The organism is Actinosynnema sp. CA-299493, assembly GCF_050946825.1.
GTDB lineage: Bacteria > Actinomycetota > Actinomycetes > Mycobacteriales > Pseudonocardiaceae > Actinosynnema.
In genome coordinates this window covers 33,342-47,334 of the sequence record NZ_CP191993.1, presented here as the reverse complement: position 1 = coordinate 47,334, position 13,993 = coordinate 33,342, and the positions used below count along the sequence as shown (strand labels likewise).

Below are 13,993 nucleotides of genomic sequence, written 5' to 3'. Positions count from 1 at the left end.
GGCGAGTGGTCCGTTCGGTGCGATGAGCTGCGCCGAACGCGCTAGTCGGTGATCGGTCGGGCGGAAGTGTCCTCGCGCAGCAGGGTCAGCGCCGCCATCGCGTCCTGGCCGCGCCGTTCGAGCTCCTTGGCGTCGATCCACCCGTTGGCGAAGTACCGGTAGTCCCGCGCGAGCTTCACCAGTTCGGCCAGGTAGGTCGCCGAGCGGCGCCGCCGCTGCTCGTCGAACGACGCCAGGAACGGCAATTGGGTGTCCACGACCTCGTCCAACATGCGGGCGGCCCGCAGGGCTCGCCTTCGCCGCAACACCGGCAGATTCCCGACCACTCGCACACCTCGCCGACCCCGTCACGCCATCCCTCGATGCCTCAGTCGTCACGAGCGCGCCGGGTGTTACCGATTCGTTCCCCCACGCCCACGCGGTCAGCGGTAAGGGGTCCAGGGGGTCGTGGTGTCGCCCACGCGCAACGCTTTGAGCCGGCTGTGCAGCTCGTCGCGCACACCGGGGTGGCTGCGCATGATCGGCAGCACGCTCGTGGTCAGCTTCAACTCCCTGACCTCGCGCAACACCCGGAAACCGGCCCACCGGACGACGTCGAAGCCGTACTCGTCGGCCAGCTGCCGGTACCACTCGGCGGGGTGGCCGAAGCGGGCGACGCCGACCGGCAGGGTGCTCAGGTCCCACTCGCGCGGCCCGAAGCTGGTGGAGTCGAAGTCGCAGATCACCGGGCCGTCGGGGCTGGGGATCAGGTTGCCCAGGTGCGCGTCGCCGTGCACCACGCCCGGCGGCAGCGCGAACCGCAGCCCGGCCAGCCGGTCGGCGGCCTCGGCGCACCGCTCCTCCAGGAACCGGCGGTCCGGCGCGGACAGCTCCTCGGCGTCCGCGAGGCGCCGGCGCACGTCGTCCAGCGGCGTCCAGCGCGGCAGCTCGAACCCCGGCGCGGGCAGCGCGTGCACCTGCCGCAGCACCCGGCCCAGGTCGCGGCCGTCGACGGGCCTGCCGCCGGACGGCACCGCGTGCCACAGCGTGGCCAGGTGGTCGCCGATCGCCAACGGCTGCGGCACGTCCTCTACCAGCCGCACGGCGGGCACGTCGTGCGCGGCGAGCCACCGCGCGACCTCGACCACCTTGGCCGCGCGGTGGCGCAGCGTCGTCGAGCCGACGATCCGCACCACCACCCGGTCGACGGGCAGCTCGAACACGGCGTTGCTGGTGAACTTCACCAGCCGCGCGCCTCGGTGCGCCAACCCCAGTTCGGCGCACAGCCGCTCCAGCACGGCGGTCAGCGCGGCGGAGGTGAACCTGCCGTCCAGGACGTCGGCTCCCCGCGGCTCAGGCCGCGCTGTCGTTGCCGGTGAACTTGGCAAGGCGATCGGCCAGCTCGCGGGCGTCCGGGTTGTTCCGGCGCTTCTCGGCTTCGTGCTGCAACGGCTTCATCCGGTCCTTCGTGCGGACCGACTTCAGGCCCTCGGACAGCTCGATCGCCTGCCGGCCGAGCCGCGCGCCGTGGTCGATGTCGCCGTCCAGCAGGTGGTTGATCGACAGGGCCGTGAGGTTGAACGACCGGCTGCGGGTCATGTCCTCGCCGTAGCCGCCGATGGCCTTGGTCAACGCGGGCACCGCGGTGCGCGTGTACTTCGAGTCCACGGTCTGCGCCAGCTCCGTGTGCACGGTGCCGATCATCGCGGACAGGTCGTTGGCGTCGAAGAACTTCGCCCACGCGGGCGCCTCGCCGATGTTGGCGCGGGCGAACTCGTCGCGCGCCCGGCCGAGCAGCTTCAACGCCTGGTCGTCGGAGCCCATCTTCGCGTAGGCCCACGCCTCGTTGGCGCACAGGATGCCGACGGCGAGCTCCGAGCCGGAGTTCTGCGCGGCCAGCTGGCCGAGCTGGAACACCTTCAACGCGTCGTCCGGCGCGTTCTGGTGCAGGTAGACGCGACCCATCCGGTACAGGATGTTCGCCACGAGCTCTTCCTTGCGCCCCTGCTTCGCGAGGCCCAGCGCCTGGCCGAAGTGGTTGCGGGCCGAGTCGTACAGGCCGGTGTCGAACGAGGTCCACCCGGCCAGGTTGTGCAGGTCGGCGAGCGCGACGTAGAGGCGTTCCTTGACCAGGTCGGTCGCGTTCGCGCCGAGCATCTGCTGGCCCCACGAGAGCTGGGCGACCACCGCGTCGCGGCACGAGCCGCCGCCGTACTGGTAGTCGAGCGTGCGCAACGCCCTGGTGGCCGCTTCGACCTGTCGGACGTCGGTCATGCCGATGCGGCCAGGGGCCGGAGTCTGCGCGGGCGACGAAGCCCAAGACCCGGAGTCCGTACCGAACACGGCCGCGCCGACGGTGATGGCGGCGGCGTGCGCGAGGAACTTCCTTCGCTTCACCGACTCGTCCTCCTCAGAATGGGGTGACTCCGCCGTTGCGGCCACCCTCACTGCCGTGGCCTCGTCGTAAGCGAGACCCATGTACCCCCTTGGGACGCCCAAGCCGGTGGCGATCCGCGTCAGGACGTCGTAGGCCATGACCTGGCGTCCCTTGAGGATCTCCGAGACCTCGGACTGCGACTGGCCCGTCAGCGCCGCGATCTGGCGCTGCGAGACACCGTGCCGTCGGAGCAGCCGGTAGACCGCGCTGATCTCTCGTCTGGCCAGGGCGTCACGCATCTCCTGCTGGTCCCAGACGTCTGGGGTAACAGGAGAGCTTGGCGAACCGATGGTGTTCAATTGCGCCCCCTCACAGTCCTTTGGGCGTCAACGGCAGAGTAGGGGCACTCCCCCGACTGCGAGAAGTACCGATCGGCGAGGCTGATCGGCCCTGCCGAACTCCACTGACCGCTTACCGTGGAACGACCACCGGCCAGCGCTATGACGTCCCGATCCGGGTTGAATCATCGCAATCTGAGTTCCGGTAAGCGAGTGAGCACGGAGAGGAACGTGGTTGTGGACCTGATCGAGCGGGCGGTGACCACCCCGGGTGGGCCGGCAGCGCCTGCCGTCGCCGCGACCCACTCCTCTCCCGCACCCCAGTCCGTCCAGGAGTCGACCGACCTCGGCTCCGGATGGCGCGGCACGACCGGGCACCGTCGCTGGTGGCGGATTCGCTGCAGCGACGTGGTCGACCGGGAGCGCTGCCTCACCGTGATGGTCGACCGGGGCCGCGTGGTCCTGGTCGGTCCTCCCGGCGAGACGGCGGTCCTCTCGGCCGACCAACTCGTACAACTCAGGGCCGCGCTACGTGAGGCCGCCGAGCAGGCGGAAAGGTGACGGTGACGTTTCGGTGGACGAGATCCTCGGACAAGTTCTTCGCAACGCGGTGTGGGAGCGGTTGGACCTGCTCACAGAGCTGGCCAACGAGGCCGACGCCCCGTCCCTCCTGTCGGTGGCACGTTCCGAGCTCCCTCGGCTGACCGAGGGGTGGCGGGCCCTGCTCGCCGCGCACGAACCGGACGAGAAGGGCAACTGCCCCGAGTGCTCCGGGCGGTGGCGGCAGCAGAAGAGTCCCTGCTCGGTGTGGCGCGCCGCGTACGAACACCTGGTCGCGGGCGGTTTGGCCCCGCGCCCGGCTCGACACCTCCGATCGGCGCCGGTGACGCCTCCTGTCACGCGTTCGCGCCGGGGAATGGTGGTTCGAGCCCACTGACGGGCGGTCCCGACCTGTCGTTCCCCCGACGCGACCAGGTCGAGCACCCGCCTACTGGCCGGCGGTCCGGGACGTGCGAACCCCCGACCGCGACGAACGGACCGCCGGCCAGCTCAAGCTCCGCCGCTCGACAACTACACAGACAGCCGCGGGCCGGTGTTGTGCACACCTTCCCTCCCCGACCGACACTGGTCCGCGGGCACCACTTCGGCCCCGATGTCCGCACCTCCCGCGCGGACATCGGGGCCGTTGGCACGTGAGAGGGCGTTCAGCGGTGGGTGCCGGTGCGCCAGGTCAGGTAGCCGGTCAGCCCGGGGAACAGCCGGCCGGCCACGTCGAACGCCTTGAGCTGCCACGGGAACACCACCTCGTCGCGCTCCCGCTCCACCACCTCGGCGATCCGGGCGGCCACGTCCTGCGGCGTCACGGTCGGGATCACCCTGGCCAGCGCCGGTATGCGCTCCTCCGCGCCGGGGTTGTTCACGAAGTACCGGCTGCTGACCTTGCCGGGCACGACCTCGCTCACCCCGACGCCGGTGCCGCGCAGGTCCATCCGCAGCGCCGCGGTCATCCCGCGCAGCGCGTAGCGGGCCGCCGCGTACCCGGTCGCGCCGGGGATCGGCAGCCGGGACACCGGCGAGTTGACGTTGACCACCCGGCCGGAGCCGCGCGCCCGCATCCCGGGCAGGAACGCCCTGGTCAGGTGCAGCGCCGCGGTGAACGGCAGGGCGATCATGCCGGTCAGCTCGGGCGTCGGCGTCTCGTCGAGGAACAGCCAGCGGCCCACCCCCGCGTTGTTGACCAGCACGTCCGGCACGCCCACCTCGGCGAGCACCCGATCGGCGAGCGCGTGGATCTGGTCGACGTCCGCGAGGTCCGCCGTCATGGCGAGCGCACGCCCACCGGTCGCCGTGATCCGTTCGACCTGCTCATCCAGCGCTTCAGCGCCGCGTGCCACGAGCACGACAACCGATCCGCGCCTCGCGAGCGTCGAGGCCGTCGCCGCGCCGATGCCCTGCGACGCGCCGGTCACCACGACCGCCTTACCCGCCAACCGCAACGGACTCCCCCTAAGCCACCGAACGAACCCTGGTCACGAACACCGCCGCGCATAGCGTGGCGACCGCCGACACGGCGAACAACCCCCGGTACCCGCCCAGGGAGGCCAGCACGAACGTCGTCAGCAGCGGTGCGATCACCTGGGGCAGCGAGTTGGCGGTGTTGAGCACGCCGAGGTCCTTGGCCCGGTCCGACGCGGCGGGCAGCACCTGCGTCAGCAGGGCCAGCGCCACCGCCCAGTACGCGCCGAAGCCGAACCCGAGCAGCGGCGCGGCGACCAGCGCGGCGGCCCACGTCGGCCAGGCCACCAGCAGCAACGCCGCGCCGGCCATCACGCCGGCCGCCACCAGCACGTACGGCTTGCGGCGGCCGGTGCGGTCGGAGTGGACGCCGACGGCGAACGCGCCGATCGCCAGCGCCACGCCGTAGAGCAGCATCAGCACCAGCAGGCCGTTCTCGGGTTCCGGGTGCCGGACCACGTCGCCGAGGAAGTACAGCAGGTAGAGCGTGCCGAACGCGTTGCCCAGGTTGATCATGAAGTGCGCGCACCACGCCCAGGCGAAGTCCGGGTGCCGCCTCGGCGACACCCACAGCTCGCGCCACCGCAGCGCCGGGCGGGCGGCGGGCGGCAAGCGGACGTCCGGGGTGATCAGCACGAACGCCAGCGCGCCCGCCACGACCAGCGCCGCGCACGCCAGGTACCCGTTCGCCAGACCGCTGACCAGCACCGTCACCACGACCGCGCCGAGCACCGTGCCGAGCATCTGGGAGACGCCGACCAACCCGCCCACCTTGGCCCGCTGCCGCACGGGCACCCGGTCGGGCACGGCGGAGGTGAGGCTGGCGAGCATCCCGTTCAGCCCGGCCTGCACCAGGCACCACCCGGTCACCAGCACACCGACGGAGGACGCGGACGACAGCACCACCAGGCCGGCGGCGCCGAGGAGCGCGCCCGCGAGCGTCCACGGGTGCCGCCGGCCGAACCGGGACGTGGTGCGGTCCGACGACAGCCCGATCACCGGGTTCGCGACCAGCGCCACGAGCGCACCCACGCCCGTGACCAGGCCGAACACCGCTTCTTTGGCGGTGGAGTCGAGCAATTCGGCCTGCTGCGGCAGCAGCACCTGGATGGGCGCGTAGATCGCCAGCCAGAGGCCGAGGTTGGCCAGGAACAGCCAGGTCATCCACGACCGGCGGACCGGGACGACCGGTTCCGCCAACGCCTCCGCGGTCACTTCCCGATCCGATCGCGGTACCACTCGTACGAGGCGCGCGGGGTGCGTTCCTGGGTGTCGTAGTCGACGTGGACGAGGCCGAACCGCTGCGAGTACCCCGAGTCCCACTCGAAGTTGTCCATCAAGGACCACACGAAGTACCCGCGCACGTCCGCCTTCAGGGCTTCCGCGATGTGCGCGTCGAGGTAGGCGATCCGCTCGGTGTCGTCGAGCGAGTGCGGGTAGCTGCACCCGCTCTCCGTCACGTACACGGGCGGCAGGTCGACAAATCGATCCCGCAACGAAGAGACCACCTCCGACAGCCCGGACGGCACCACCGGCCAGCCGAAGCCGGTCTTCGGGTACTCCTCGACCTCCACCAGCTCGAACGGCAGCGGGTTGCCCTCGGCCGGCAGCCGCAGCCGGGTGGGGTTGTAGTAGTTCATGCCGTAGAAGTCGAGCGGCGCGGAGGTGATCGCCAGGTCGCCGTCCACGATCGGCAAGCGGTCGGCCAGCGAGTCCGGGTAGCGGCCGGCCAGCTGCGCGTCGGCGTAGAGCCAGTTGTGCAGGTCGGAGTAGGCCTCGGCGGCGGACGCGTCGGCCGGGGAGGCGGGCCAGGCGGGCGTGTGGTTGTTGGCCGTGCCCACAGCGCGCGCTCCGGCGGAACGCAGCGCTTGCACGGCGAGCCCGTGGGCCAGGTTGAGGTGGTGGGCGGTCGGCAGGGCGTCGAAGAGCAGCGCCTTGCCCGGCGCGTGCTGCCCGGTGGCGTACCCGAGCAGCGTCACCATCGCGGGCTCGTTGATCGGGATCCACATCGCGACCCGGTCGGCCAGGCGCGCGGCGACCCGCTCGGCGTACTCGGCGAACCGGTGCGCGGTGTCGCGGTCGAGCCAGCCGCCCGCCTCCTCCACGGCCAGCGGCGTGTCCCAGTGGTACAGCGTCACGACGGGCGCGATGCCGGATTCCAGCAGCTCGTCCACCAGCCGGTCGTAGAACACCAGGTCGCCCGCGAGCACCCGCGGCCACGACACGGAGAACCGGTAGGCGCCGACGCCGAGGGACCGCATCAGGCCGACGTCCTCGCGGTAGCGGCGGTAGTGGTCGCACGCCGCGGCGGCGTCGTGGCCCTCGAACGCCGGGAACGCGTCCCACGTGGACGGTCGCCTGCCGGCGGCGGTGAACGAGCCCTCGATCTGGAAGGCGGAGGTCGACACACCCCAGAGGAGGCCGTCGGCGCCCAGGAAGTCGACACCCGGGAAGTCATCGGACACGGTCACACGAGCCTCCCAGAACATGAAAGTCATTCGGATCGTAGGCGTGTTGCACCGCGAAGTGAAGTGGAAAGGTCCATTACCGGGCACTATGGAGACCCGCCACCCACTCAGCAGGAGTCGCCGTGACCAGTACGACCCCGCTGCGCCGTCAGCCGGTGCAGCAGCGCAGCGCCAAGCGCGTCGAGCGGATGCTCGAGGCCTGCGCACAGCTCATCGAGGAGGTCGGCTACGACGGAGTCACCACGACGTTGATCGCCGAGCGCGCTGGTGTCGCGGTCGGCTCGCTCTACCAGTTCTTCCCCGACAAACGGGCGGTCGTGCAGGCGTTGACCCTGCGCAACCTGGAGAAGTTCATCCAGACGGTGGACGGCCGGTTCACCTCGACGACCCTCGCGCACTGGTGGGACGCCGTCGACTCGATCTTCGACGTGTACGTCTCGATGCACCGCGAGGTGCCCGCGTTCTCGAAGCTGCACTTCGGCGACGTGGTCGACATGCGGCTGCTCGACGACCGGCGCGACAACAACACGGTCATCTCCGACAGCCTCGCGGAGATGATCTCGGCCAAGTTCGACATCCCGCTCGCCGAGCTCCAGCTGCCGATCTCGATCGCGGTCGAGGCCGCGGACGGCGTGCTGAACCTGGCGTTCCGCCGCGACCCGGCCGGCGACCAGCGGATCCTGGACGAGGCCAAGGCGCTGGTCCGCGGGTACCTGTCGACCCGGCTCCCCAGCTAGATGATTGATTCCAAGGGGTAGGCACCTGGAGATGCGGGGCGAGGGTGTCGATGTACGGGTTGTGACGACCGACATTGACACCCTCGCGACCGCACTCTACGTCAGAACCGACGACCTGCTGAAGGCCGCGCCGCACCTCGCACCGTGGCGTCCGAAGGTCGGCCTGCGACCCGTCCTGACCGACGCGGAACTGGTCACCCTGGCGGTGATGCAGGCCCTGCTCGGCTTCACCAGCGAGGCCCGCTGGTTACGCCACGCCCGCGCCCACCTGGGGCACCTGTTCCGCTACCTGCCCCTACAGCCCGGCTACAACAAGCGGCTGCGCAAGGCGTCCGGCCTGGTCAAGGCGGTCATCCGGCTGTTGGCCGTCGACACCACGCTGTGGACCGACGACGTGTGGGTCGCCGACTCCACACCGGTCGAGTGCGGACGCTCCCGGGAGACCACGCAACGCTCCGACCTGGCCGGATGGGCCGAATACGGCTACTGCGCCTCCCACTCCCGCTTCTTCTGGGGCCTGCGGCTGCACCTGGTCTGCACCCTGGGCGGGCTGCCGGTCGCCTTCGCGTTGACCGGCGCCAAGGCCGACGAACGCACCACCCTGCTCGACATCCTCGACACCGACCCCGCGCTCGCGGCCGAGCGTCCCGGCCAGGTCCTCATCGCCGACCGGCAGTACTACGGCCGCGACTTCGAACAGCACCTGGCCGACACCGGCCTCCGGCTGCTGCGCCCCGCCCGCAAAAGCGAGGCAGAACGGCCCGGCGCGGCACTGTTCAAGCCCTTGCGCCAGACCATCGAGTCGATCAACCAGACCTTCAAGGCCCAACTCGACCTCGAACGACACGGCGGACGCACACCCGCAGGGGTCATCGTCCGCGTCCTGCAACGCATCCTCGCCCTGACCGCCGCCATCTGGCACAACGACCACACCGGCCAACCCGTCAAACGATCACTGACCGCCTACGACCACTAACCCTTGGAATCAATCATCTAGGCGGAGTTCAGCCGAACGAGTGCCCCTCGCCCCGGTAGGTGGGCACGGTCCGCTCGACCACGTCGCCACGCACGACGTGGTAGTGGGTGAACCGCTCGGCCGGCTCGCCCGCCTTGGCGTGCCGCAGCCACACGCGGTCGCCGACGCGCAGCGAGTCGGCCGCCCGGCCCACCACCGGGGTCTGCACCTCGCCGGCGCCCTCCATCGGCAGCAGCTTCAGCCCGACCGGGAGGTACGGGCTGGGTTGGCGGTCGGGGGTCGCGGTGCCGGAGGCGATGTAGCCGCCGGAGAACAGGGTGGCCACGTGGCGCTTCGGCCTGCGCACGACCGGCAGCGCGAACAGCACGGCAGGCTTGGGCCGGAAGCCGCGGTAGCCGTCGAACAGGGTCGGGCCGATGAGCCCGGAACCGGCCGCGACCTCGGTGACCGACGGGTCGGCGGCGGTGATCTCCAGGCTGCCCGTGCCGCCGCCGTTGACGAACTCCAGCTCGGCGACCCGGCGCACGGCGGCGATGGCGGCGGTGCGGCGCTCGACCAGCTCGGCGGCGGAGTGCCGCTGCATCCAGCGCAGGGCCGCGCCGCGCAACGGCTTGCCCGGCGGCTGGTCGCCCAGGCCCGCGATCTGGCCTTCGTAGGCCATCACGCCGACCAGCCGGAACCCCGGCCGGCGCGCGATCGCCTCGGCCAGGGCGCTCGCTTCACGTGCCGTGTGCACGGGTGACCGGCGCGGACCGATGTGCAGGCCGGGCACCGGTCGCCACGACACGTCCAGCTCCAGGCACACCCGGATCTCGGGGTGGTCGGGGCCGAGCACGGCGTGGACCAGGTCGAGGTGCTCGGTCGAGTCGACCACGATCGTGGTCCTCGCCCGCGCCTTGTCGTCCTCGGCGAGCTCGGCCAGCGCCGCCCGGTCGACGGTCGGGTACGCGACCAGGAGGTCGTCGGCGAGGTCGACCGACGACAGCCACAGCGCCTCGGCCAGCGAGTAGCACATGACGCCCGCGAAACCGGGCCGGGCGAGCACCCGTTCCAGCAGCGCGCGGACCCGGACGGACTTGCTCGCCACCCGGATCGGCCGCCCGCCCGCGCGGCGCACGAGGTCGGCCGCGTTGCTGTCGAAGGCGTCCAGGTCGACGATCGCGAACGGGGGGTCGTGCTCCTCCGTCGCGACGTCCAGGCGCGTGCGGTGCTGCATGGGCCTCACCGTACTTGAAAGGTGAATAGCTTTCACCTACGGTTCGTGGACCGCGTCACATCCGGAGGTGTGCATGGCGACCCCGTGGACGAACTGGGCGCGCACGGCGTCCGCGAACCCACACCGGGTCGAGCACCCGGCGAGCGTCGACGAGATCGCCTCCGTCGTGGTGGGCGCTCCCAGTGTCCGCCCGCGCGGCAGCGGGCACTCGTTCACCGGCATCGCGGTCGCGCCCGGCGTGGCGCTCGACCTCGACGCGTGGACCGGGATCGTGGACGTGGCCGGCCCCCTGGTGACGGTCCGGTCGGGCACGACGTTGCACCAGCTCAACGCGCTGCTGGACGTGCTCGGGTTGGCCATGGCGAACCTCGGGGACATCGACGCGCAGACCGTGGCGGGCGCGATCTCGACGGGGACGCACGGCACCGGGGCGAAGCTCGGCGGGCTGGCGACGCAGGTGGTGGCGCTGGAACTGGTGCTCGCCGACGGGTCGTCGGCGCGGTGCTCGGCCGACGAGCGGCCCGAGCTGTTCCACGCGGCCAGGGTCGGGCTCGGCGCGTTGGGCGTCATCAGCACGGTCACGCTGCGGTGCGTGCCCTCGTTCGTGCTGCACGCCCGCGAGTCCCCCGGCCGGCTGGACGCGGTGCTGGAGGAGTTCGACCACCTGACGGCGGTGGAGGACCACGTGGAGTTCCACTGGTTCCCGCACTCCGACCGGGTGATCGTGAAGCGGAACAACCGGGTCGACGAACCGGCCGCGCCGCTGTCGGCGCTGCGCCGGTTCTACGAGTACGAGGTGATGGAGAACGGCGCGTTCGGGCTGGTCTGCAAGCTGGCGAAGGCCGTGCCGTCGACCACCAGGGCGCTCAACCGGGTGTGCGGGTCGCTGCTGTCGGAGCGCGACTACCGGGACGTGTCGCACCGCGTGTTCGTCACGCCCCGGCGGGTGCGGTTCGTGGAGGCCGAGTACGCGGTGCCGCGGGCGGCGCTGCACGACGTGCTGCGGGAACTGCGGGCGGCCGTCGGCGGCCTGGAGCACGGGGTGATCGTGCCGGTCGAGGTGCGGGTGGCCCGGGGCGACGACATCTGGCTGTCCACGGCGCACGGGCGCGACACGGCCTACATCGCCGTGCACCAGTACCTCGGGATGCCGTACCGGCGGTACTTCGACGCCTTCGAGCGGATCGCGGGCGCGGTCGGCGGGCGACCGCACTGGGGCAAGGTGCACGGTCTCCGGGCCGACGCCCTCCGCGACCGCTACCCGCACTTCGACGACTTCCGCCGGGTCCGCGACGAGGTCGACCCGACCGGCAAGTTCACCAACGCCTACCTCGACCGCGTCCTCGGCTGACCGGCGACGGGACACCGGCCGGCCTCGGGCAGGATGACCGGGTGACCGGCGGCAACAGGGGACGCGGGCGTCCCGGGACGGGCGTGCGCGAGGCCATCCTGGCGGCGACCGAGGCGATCCTCGCCGAGGCGGGCGTCGCCCGGTTGTCGACCAGGGAGATCGCCCGGCGGGCGGGCGCGGCCGAGTCGAGCATCTTCTACCACTTCACCGACCGGCTCGGGCTGCTCCAGGCCGTGGTGCGGCTGCACCTGCCGCTGTACCGGGACGTGGCGGAGGAGGTCCTGCGCCACGCCGGCGACGGCAGCCTGCGCGACAACCTCGCCCGCCTGCTCGACGGGCTCGACGCGTACTACCGCCGGATCGCGCCGATCCTCGCGGCCGTGCAGGCCGACGGCGACCTGCGCGCGCGTTTCGCGGAACGGGGCGCCGACGGCGCGGTCGGGCCGCAACGCGCGCTCCTGCCCATCGTCGACTACCTCACCGAAGAACAGCGGCTCGGCCGCGTGCGCGCCGACCTGGACCTGGCGCCGGCCGCCCTGGTCATCGTCGGCGCCGCCTACCAGCGGGCGGTGTTCCGGCACCTGAGCGGGGCCGACGCGCCGGCCGTGGACAGCGCGCGCATCGCCGACACCCTCCTGCCGGCCCTGCTCGCCCCCTGACCGCTCGTCGCGGACGAGTCGCGGCTTCCCGGGCTACATTTACTGAGTGACTACTCAGCAAATAGGGAACGCCTGCGCCACCAGGCTCACCGCGCGACTGGCACTGCTGGCCACCGGGCTGCTGGCCGGGACCTTCGGCTACGGCGCCGTCAACCTCGTCAGCACGTTCAACACCGTGCCCCTCGACGTGCGGCTGACGTTCCACTCGGCCCTGATGCGGGTGAACGGCCCGGTCGTGCAGAGCACCATGGCGCTGGCCGCGGTCGGCTCGATCGCCCTGGCCGTCCTGACCCGGGGCGGGGCACGCCGGGCCGCCGCGACCGCGGGCGCGCTCGTGGTGACCTCGTTCCTGGTCACGCGGTTCGGCAACGTGCCCATCAACGGCCGGATCAAGGAGTGGGCCGTGACGACCCCACCGGCCGACCACGCCGAAGCCCTGCACCGGTGGGAGGCGTTCAACGTCGTGCGCACCCTCACCGCGCTGGCGGCGTTCCTCCTGGTCATCTGGGTCGCCACCCGCTCACGGCCGGGCGCGGGGGACGGTCAGAAGGCGTCCGCGATCGGGGTGTCCCCGGAGATCAGCTCGTAGGTGCGGCGGACGGTGCCGGGGCGGTCCAGGAGGGCCACGACGACGGCCGCCACGTCGGCTCGCGGTACGGAACCCCGTAGCGGTTTCTCGGCGAGCTCCACGTGGCCGGTCGGCTCGTCGTCGGTCAGCCGGCCCGGCCGCAGGATCGTCCAGTCCAGATCGCGCTCGCGCAGGTCCTCCTCGGCGGCGCCCTTCGCCGCCAGGTAGGCGTCGAACACCTCGTCACCGGTGGTGCGGCCGATGCCGGTGGCGCTGATCTGGACGAACCGGCGCACGCCCGCCCGTTGCGCCGCCTCCGCGAACAACACCGCCGCGGCCCGGTCCACCGCGTCCTTGCGCGCCACCCCGCTGCCCGGTCCGGCGCCGGCGGCGAAGACCGCCGCGCCCGCGCCGGTCAGCAGTTCCGCGACCGAGGCGACGTCGGCCGCCTCCAGGTCGCAGTGGACGGGGACACCGCCCACGTCCAGCACGTCCGCGTGGTGGTCGGGGTTGCGCACCAGCGCCGTGGCGCCGTCCCCCCTCGCGGCCAACAGCCGCTCCACCCGCAACGCGATCTTGCCGTGTCCGCCCGCGATCACTACCCGCATGGTCCGACCGTAGGTCAGGACGCGGTCGCCAGCACCCGCTCGTACACGAGTTCGTTCACCCAACGGGTGGTCGCGGTGTCCTCGACCGGCACGGTCTCGTTGCGGCCGGCGACGTCGGTGCTCAGCTGGAGCTCCTCGTCGGCCAGCAGGACCGAGACGCCGTAGCGGCGCACCCGGGGCAGGCAGTTGGCCAGGTAGTCGTGCGTGAAGACGACCGACGTCGGCAGGACGGCGGCGGCGTTGCCGAAGCGGGCGAACGGCACCGCCGAGGCCAGCGCGGTCCGCCAGTGCCGGGCCACCGCCAGGACGCCGACGATCCGCACGGCGGACGGCGGCACGCGGCCGTCCATCTCCGGCCACACCCAGGTGGACACCGTGGCGCGGTCGGTCTCCGGCGCCGCCCCGAGGCACAGCCGCTCGGCGTGCGCGTCGGCCAGCAGCTCCGCCACCACGATCACCTTGCGCCCCATGAGGACCATCTCGGGCAGCACCACGCCGTGCCAGCCGAGGCGCACCGCCGCGGAGGCGGCCAGCTCCTCGACGGAACCGGGCAGTTCGGGAACCGGAACAGCGGTCGCCGACAGCGCCCTGGTGTCATCGGTGTCCGCGATCCGTGCTGGTGTGCTGCTCACGCCAGGGCCTCCTCGGCAACCACGACGGGCTGTCCGCCGCGTTTCGACTCGTGCTCTGGGTAAGGCGT

At 71.9% G+C, this 13,993-nt stretch carries 16 protein-coding genes; 7 read left to right on the top strand and 9 right to left on the bottom strand.

What is annotated here, in order from left to right:
• Window positions 1-41: 41 nt before the first annotated feature.
• From ACQPYE_RS00230 to ACQPYE_RS00220, 3 genes are all read right to left on the bottom strand, one after another.
• The gene (locus ACQPYE_RS00230) at window positions 42-326 is read right to left on the bottom strand and encodes a hypothetical protein (RefSeq protein ID WP_498718469.1); all 285 of its coding nucleotides are present in this window, start codon (window positions 324-326) and stop codon (window positions 42-44) included.
• A gap of 96 nt (window positions 327-422) precedes the next feature.
• Window positions 423-1,367 carry an aminoglycoside phosphotransferase family protein gene (locus ACQPYE_RS00225; protein ID WP_498718468.1) on the bottom strand — a complete coding sequence of 315 codons (945 nt, stop codon included), beginning with the start codon at window positions 1,365-1,367 and terminating at the stop codon, window positions 423-425.
• On the bottom strand, window positions 1,333-2,655 hold the full coding sequence (locus tag ACQPYE_RS00220) for an NsdA family TPR-like regulatory protein (RefSeq protein WP_498718467.1): 1,323 nt from the start codon (window positions 2,653-2,655) through the stop codon (window positions 1,333-1,335). Before ACQPYE_RS00220 ends, ACQPYE_RS00225 begins: the two co-directional genes overlap by 35 nt.
• Window positions 2,656-2,907: 252 nt before the next feature.
• Here ACQPYE_RS00220 and ACQPYE_RS00215 point away from each other — a divergent pair, with 252 nt between their 5' ends.
• Both ACQPYE_RS00215 and ACQPYE_RS00210 read left to right on the top strand, forming a co-directional pair.
• The gene (locus ACQPYE_RS00215; protein ID WP_498718466.1) at window positions 2,908-3,255 is read left to right on the top strand and encodes a hypothetical protein; all 348 of its coding nucleotides are present in this window, start codon (window positions 2,908-2,910) and stop codon (window positions 3,253-3,255) included.
• Between the two features lie 13 nt (window positions 3,256-3,268).
• Window positions 3,269-3,631, top strand: a complete 363-nt coding sequence (locus ACQPYE_RS00210; protein ID WP_053714584.1) for a hypothetical protein — start codon at window positions 3,269-3,271, stop codon at window positions 3,629-3,631.
• A 268-nt stretch (window positions 3,632-3,899) separates the two neighbouring features.
• Here the strand turns inward: ACQPYE_RS00210 and ACQPYE_RS00205 are convergent, their stop codons facing one another.
• From ACQPYE_RS00205 to ACQPYE_RS00195, 3 genes are read right to left on the bottom strand one after another with little or no spacing between them, the layout of a single operon-like run.
• The gene (locus tag ACQPYE_RS00205) at window positions 3,900-4,691 is read right to left on the bottom strand and encodes an SDR family NAD(P)-dependent oxidoreductase (RefSeq protein WP_498718465.1); all 792 of its coding nucleotides are present in this window, start codon (window positions 4,689-4,691) and stop codon (window positions 3,900-3,902) included.
• Between the two features lie 10 nt (window positions 4,692-4,701).
• A complete protein-coding gene (locus tag ACQPYE_RS00200) occupies window positions 4,702-5,874 on the bottom strand; it encodes an MFS transporter (RefSeq protein WP_498723092.1) in 1,173 nt (390 codons plus the stop codon).
• A gap of 47 nt (window positions 5,875-5,921) precedes the next feature.
• Entirely contained in the window at window positions 5,922-7,181 is a 1,260-nt protein-coding gene (locus ACQPYE_RS00195) for a family 1 glycosylhydrolase (RefSeq protein ID WP_498718464.1), read from the bottom strand.
• A 119-nt stretch (window positions 7,182-7,300) separates the two neighbouring features.
• Here ACQPYE_RS00195 and ACQPYE_RS00190 point away from each other — a divergent pair, with 119 nt between their 5' ends.
• Window positions 7,301-7,915, top strand: coding sequence for a TetR/AcrR family transcriptional regulator (locus ACQPYE_RS00190; RefSeq protein WP_498718463.1), 615 nt, complete (start codon window positions 7,301-7,303; stop codon window positions 7,913-7,915).
• A gap of 61 nt (window positions 7,916-7,976) precedes the next feature.
• On the top strand, window positions 7,977-8,891 hold the full coding sequence (locus ACQPYE_RS00185) for an IS982 family transposase (RefSeq protein WP_498718462.1): 915 nt from the start codon (window positions 7,977-7,979) through the stop codon (window positions 8,889-8,891).
• A gap of 28 nt (window positions 8,892-8,919) precedes the next feature.
• Here ACQPYE_RS00185 and ACQPYE_RS00180 read toward each other — a convergent pair whose 3' ends face one another.
• Entirely contained in the window at window positions 8,920-10,107 is a 1,188-nt protein-coding gene (locus tag ACQPYE_RS00180; RefSeq protein ID WP_498718461.1) for an amino acid deaminase/aldolase, read from the bottom strand.
• Window positions 10,108-10,180: 73 nt separating this feature from the next.
• Between ACQPYE_RS00180 and ACQPYE_RS00175 the strand changes: the two genes are divergently transcribed.
• Genes ACQPYE_RS00175 through ACQPYE_RS00165 form a run of 3 tightly spaced genes read left to right on the top strand, consistent with a single transcriptional unit; the run spans window position 10,181 to window position 12,706 of the window.
• Complete coding sequence (locus tag ACQPYE_RS00175) at window positions 10,181-11,458, top strand: D-arabinono-1,4-lactone oxidase (protein WP_498718460.1); 1,278 nt, start codon at window positions 10,181-10,183, stop codon at window positions 11,456-11,458.
• 41 nt (window positions 11,459-11,499) lie between these two features.
• Window positions 11,500-12,117: a TetR/AcrR family transcriptional regulator gene (locus ACQPYE_RS00170; protein ID WP_498718459.1), complete on the top strand. Its 618-nt coding sequence runs from the start codon at window positions 11,500-11,502 to the stop codon at window positions 12,115-12,117.
• 46 nt (window positions 12,118-12,163) lie between these two features.
• Window positions 12,164-12,706, top strand: a complete 543-nt coding sequence (locus ACQPYE_RS00165; RefSeq protein ID WP_498718458.1) for an anthrone oxygenase family protein — start codon at window positions 12,164-12,166, stop codon at window positions 12,704-12,706.
• Here the strand turns inward: ACQPYE_RS00165 and ACQPYE_RS00160 are convergent.
• Both ACQPYE_RS00160 and ACQPYE_RS00155 read right to left on the bottom strand, forming a co-directional pair.
• Complete coding sequence (locus tag ACQPYE_RS00160) at window positions 12,661-13,293, bottom strand: SDR family oxidoreductase (RefSeq protein ID WP_498718457.1); 633 nt, start codon at window positions 13,291-13,293, stop codon at window positions 12,661-12,663. The two genes, ACQPYE_RS00165 and ACQPYE_RS00160, sit on opposite strands and share 46 nt — an antisense overlap.
• Window positions 13,294-13,307: 14 nt before the next feature.
• Window positions 13,308-13,925 carry a hypothetical protein gene (locus ACQPYE_RS00155; RefSeq protein WP_123744805.1) on the bottom strand — a complete coding sequence of 206 codons (618 nt, stop codon included), beginning with the start codon at window positions 13,923-13,925 and terminating at the stop codon, window positions 13,308-13,310.
• Between the last annotated feature and the right edge of the window lie 68 nt (window positions 13,926-13,993).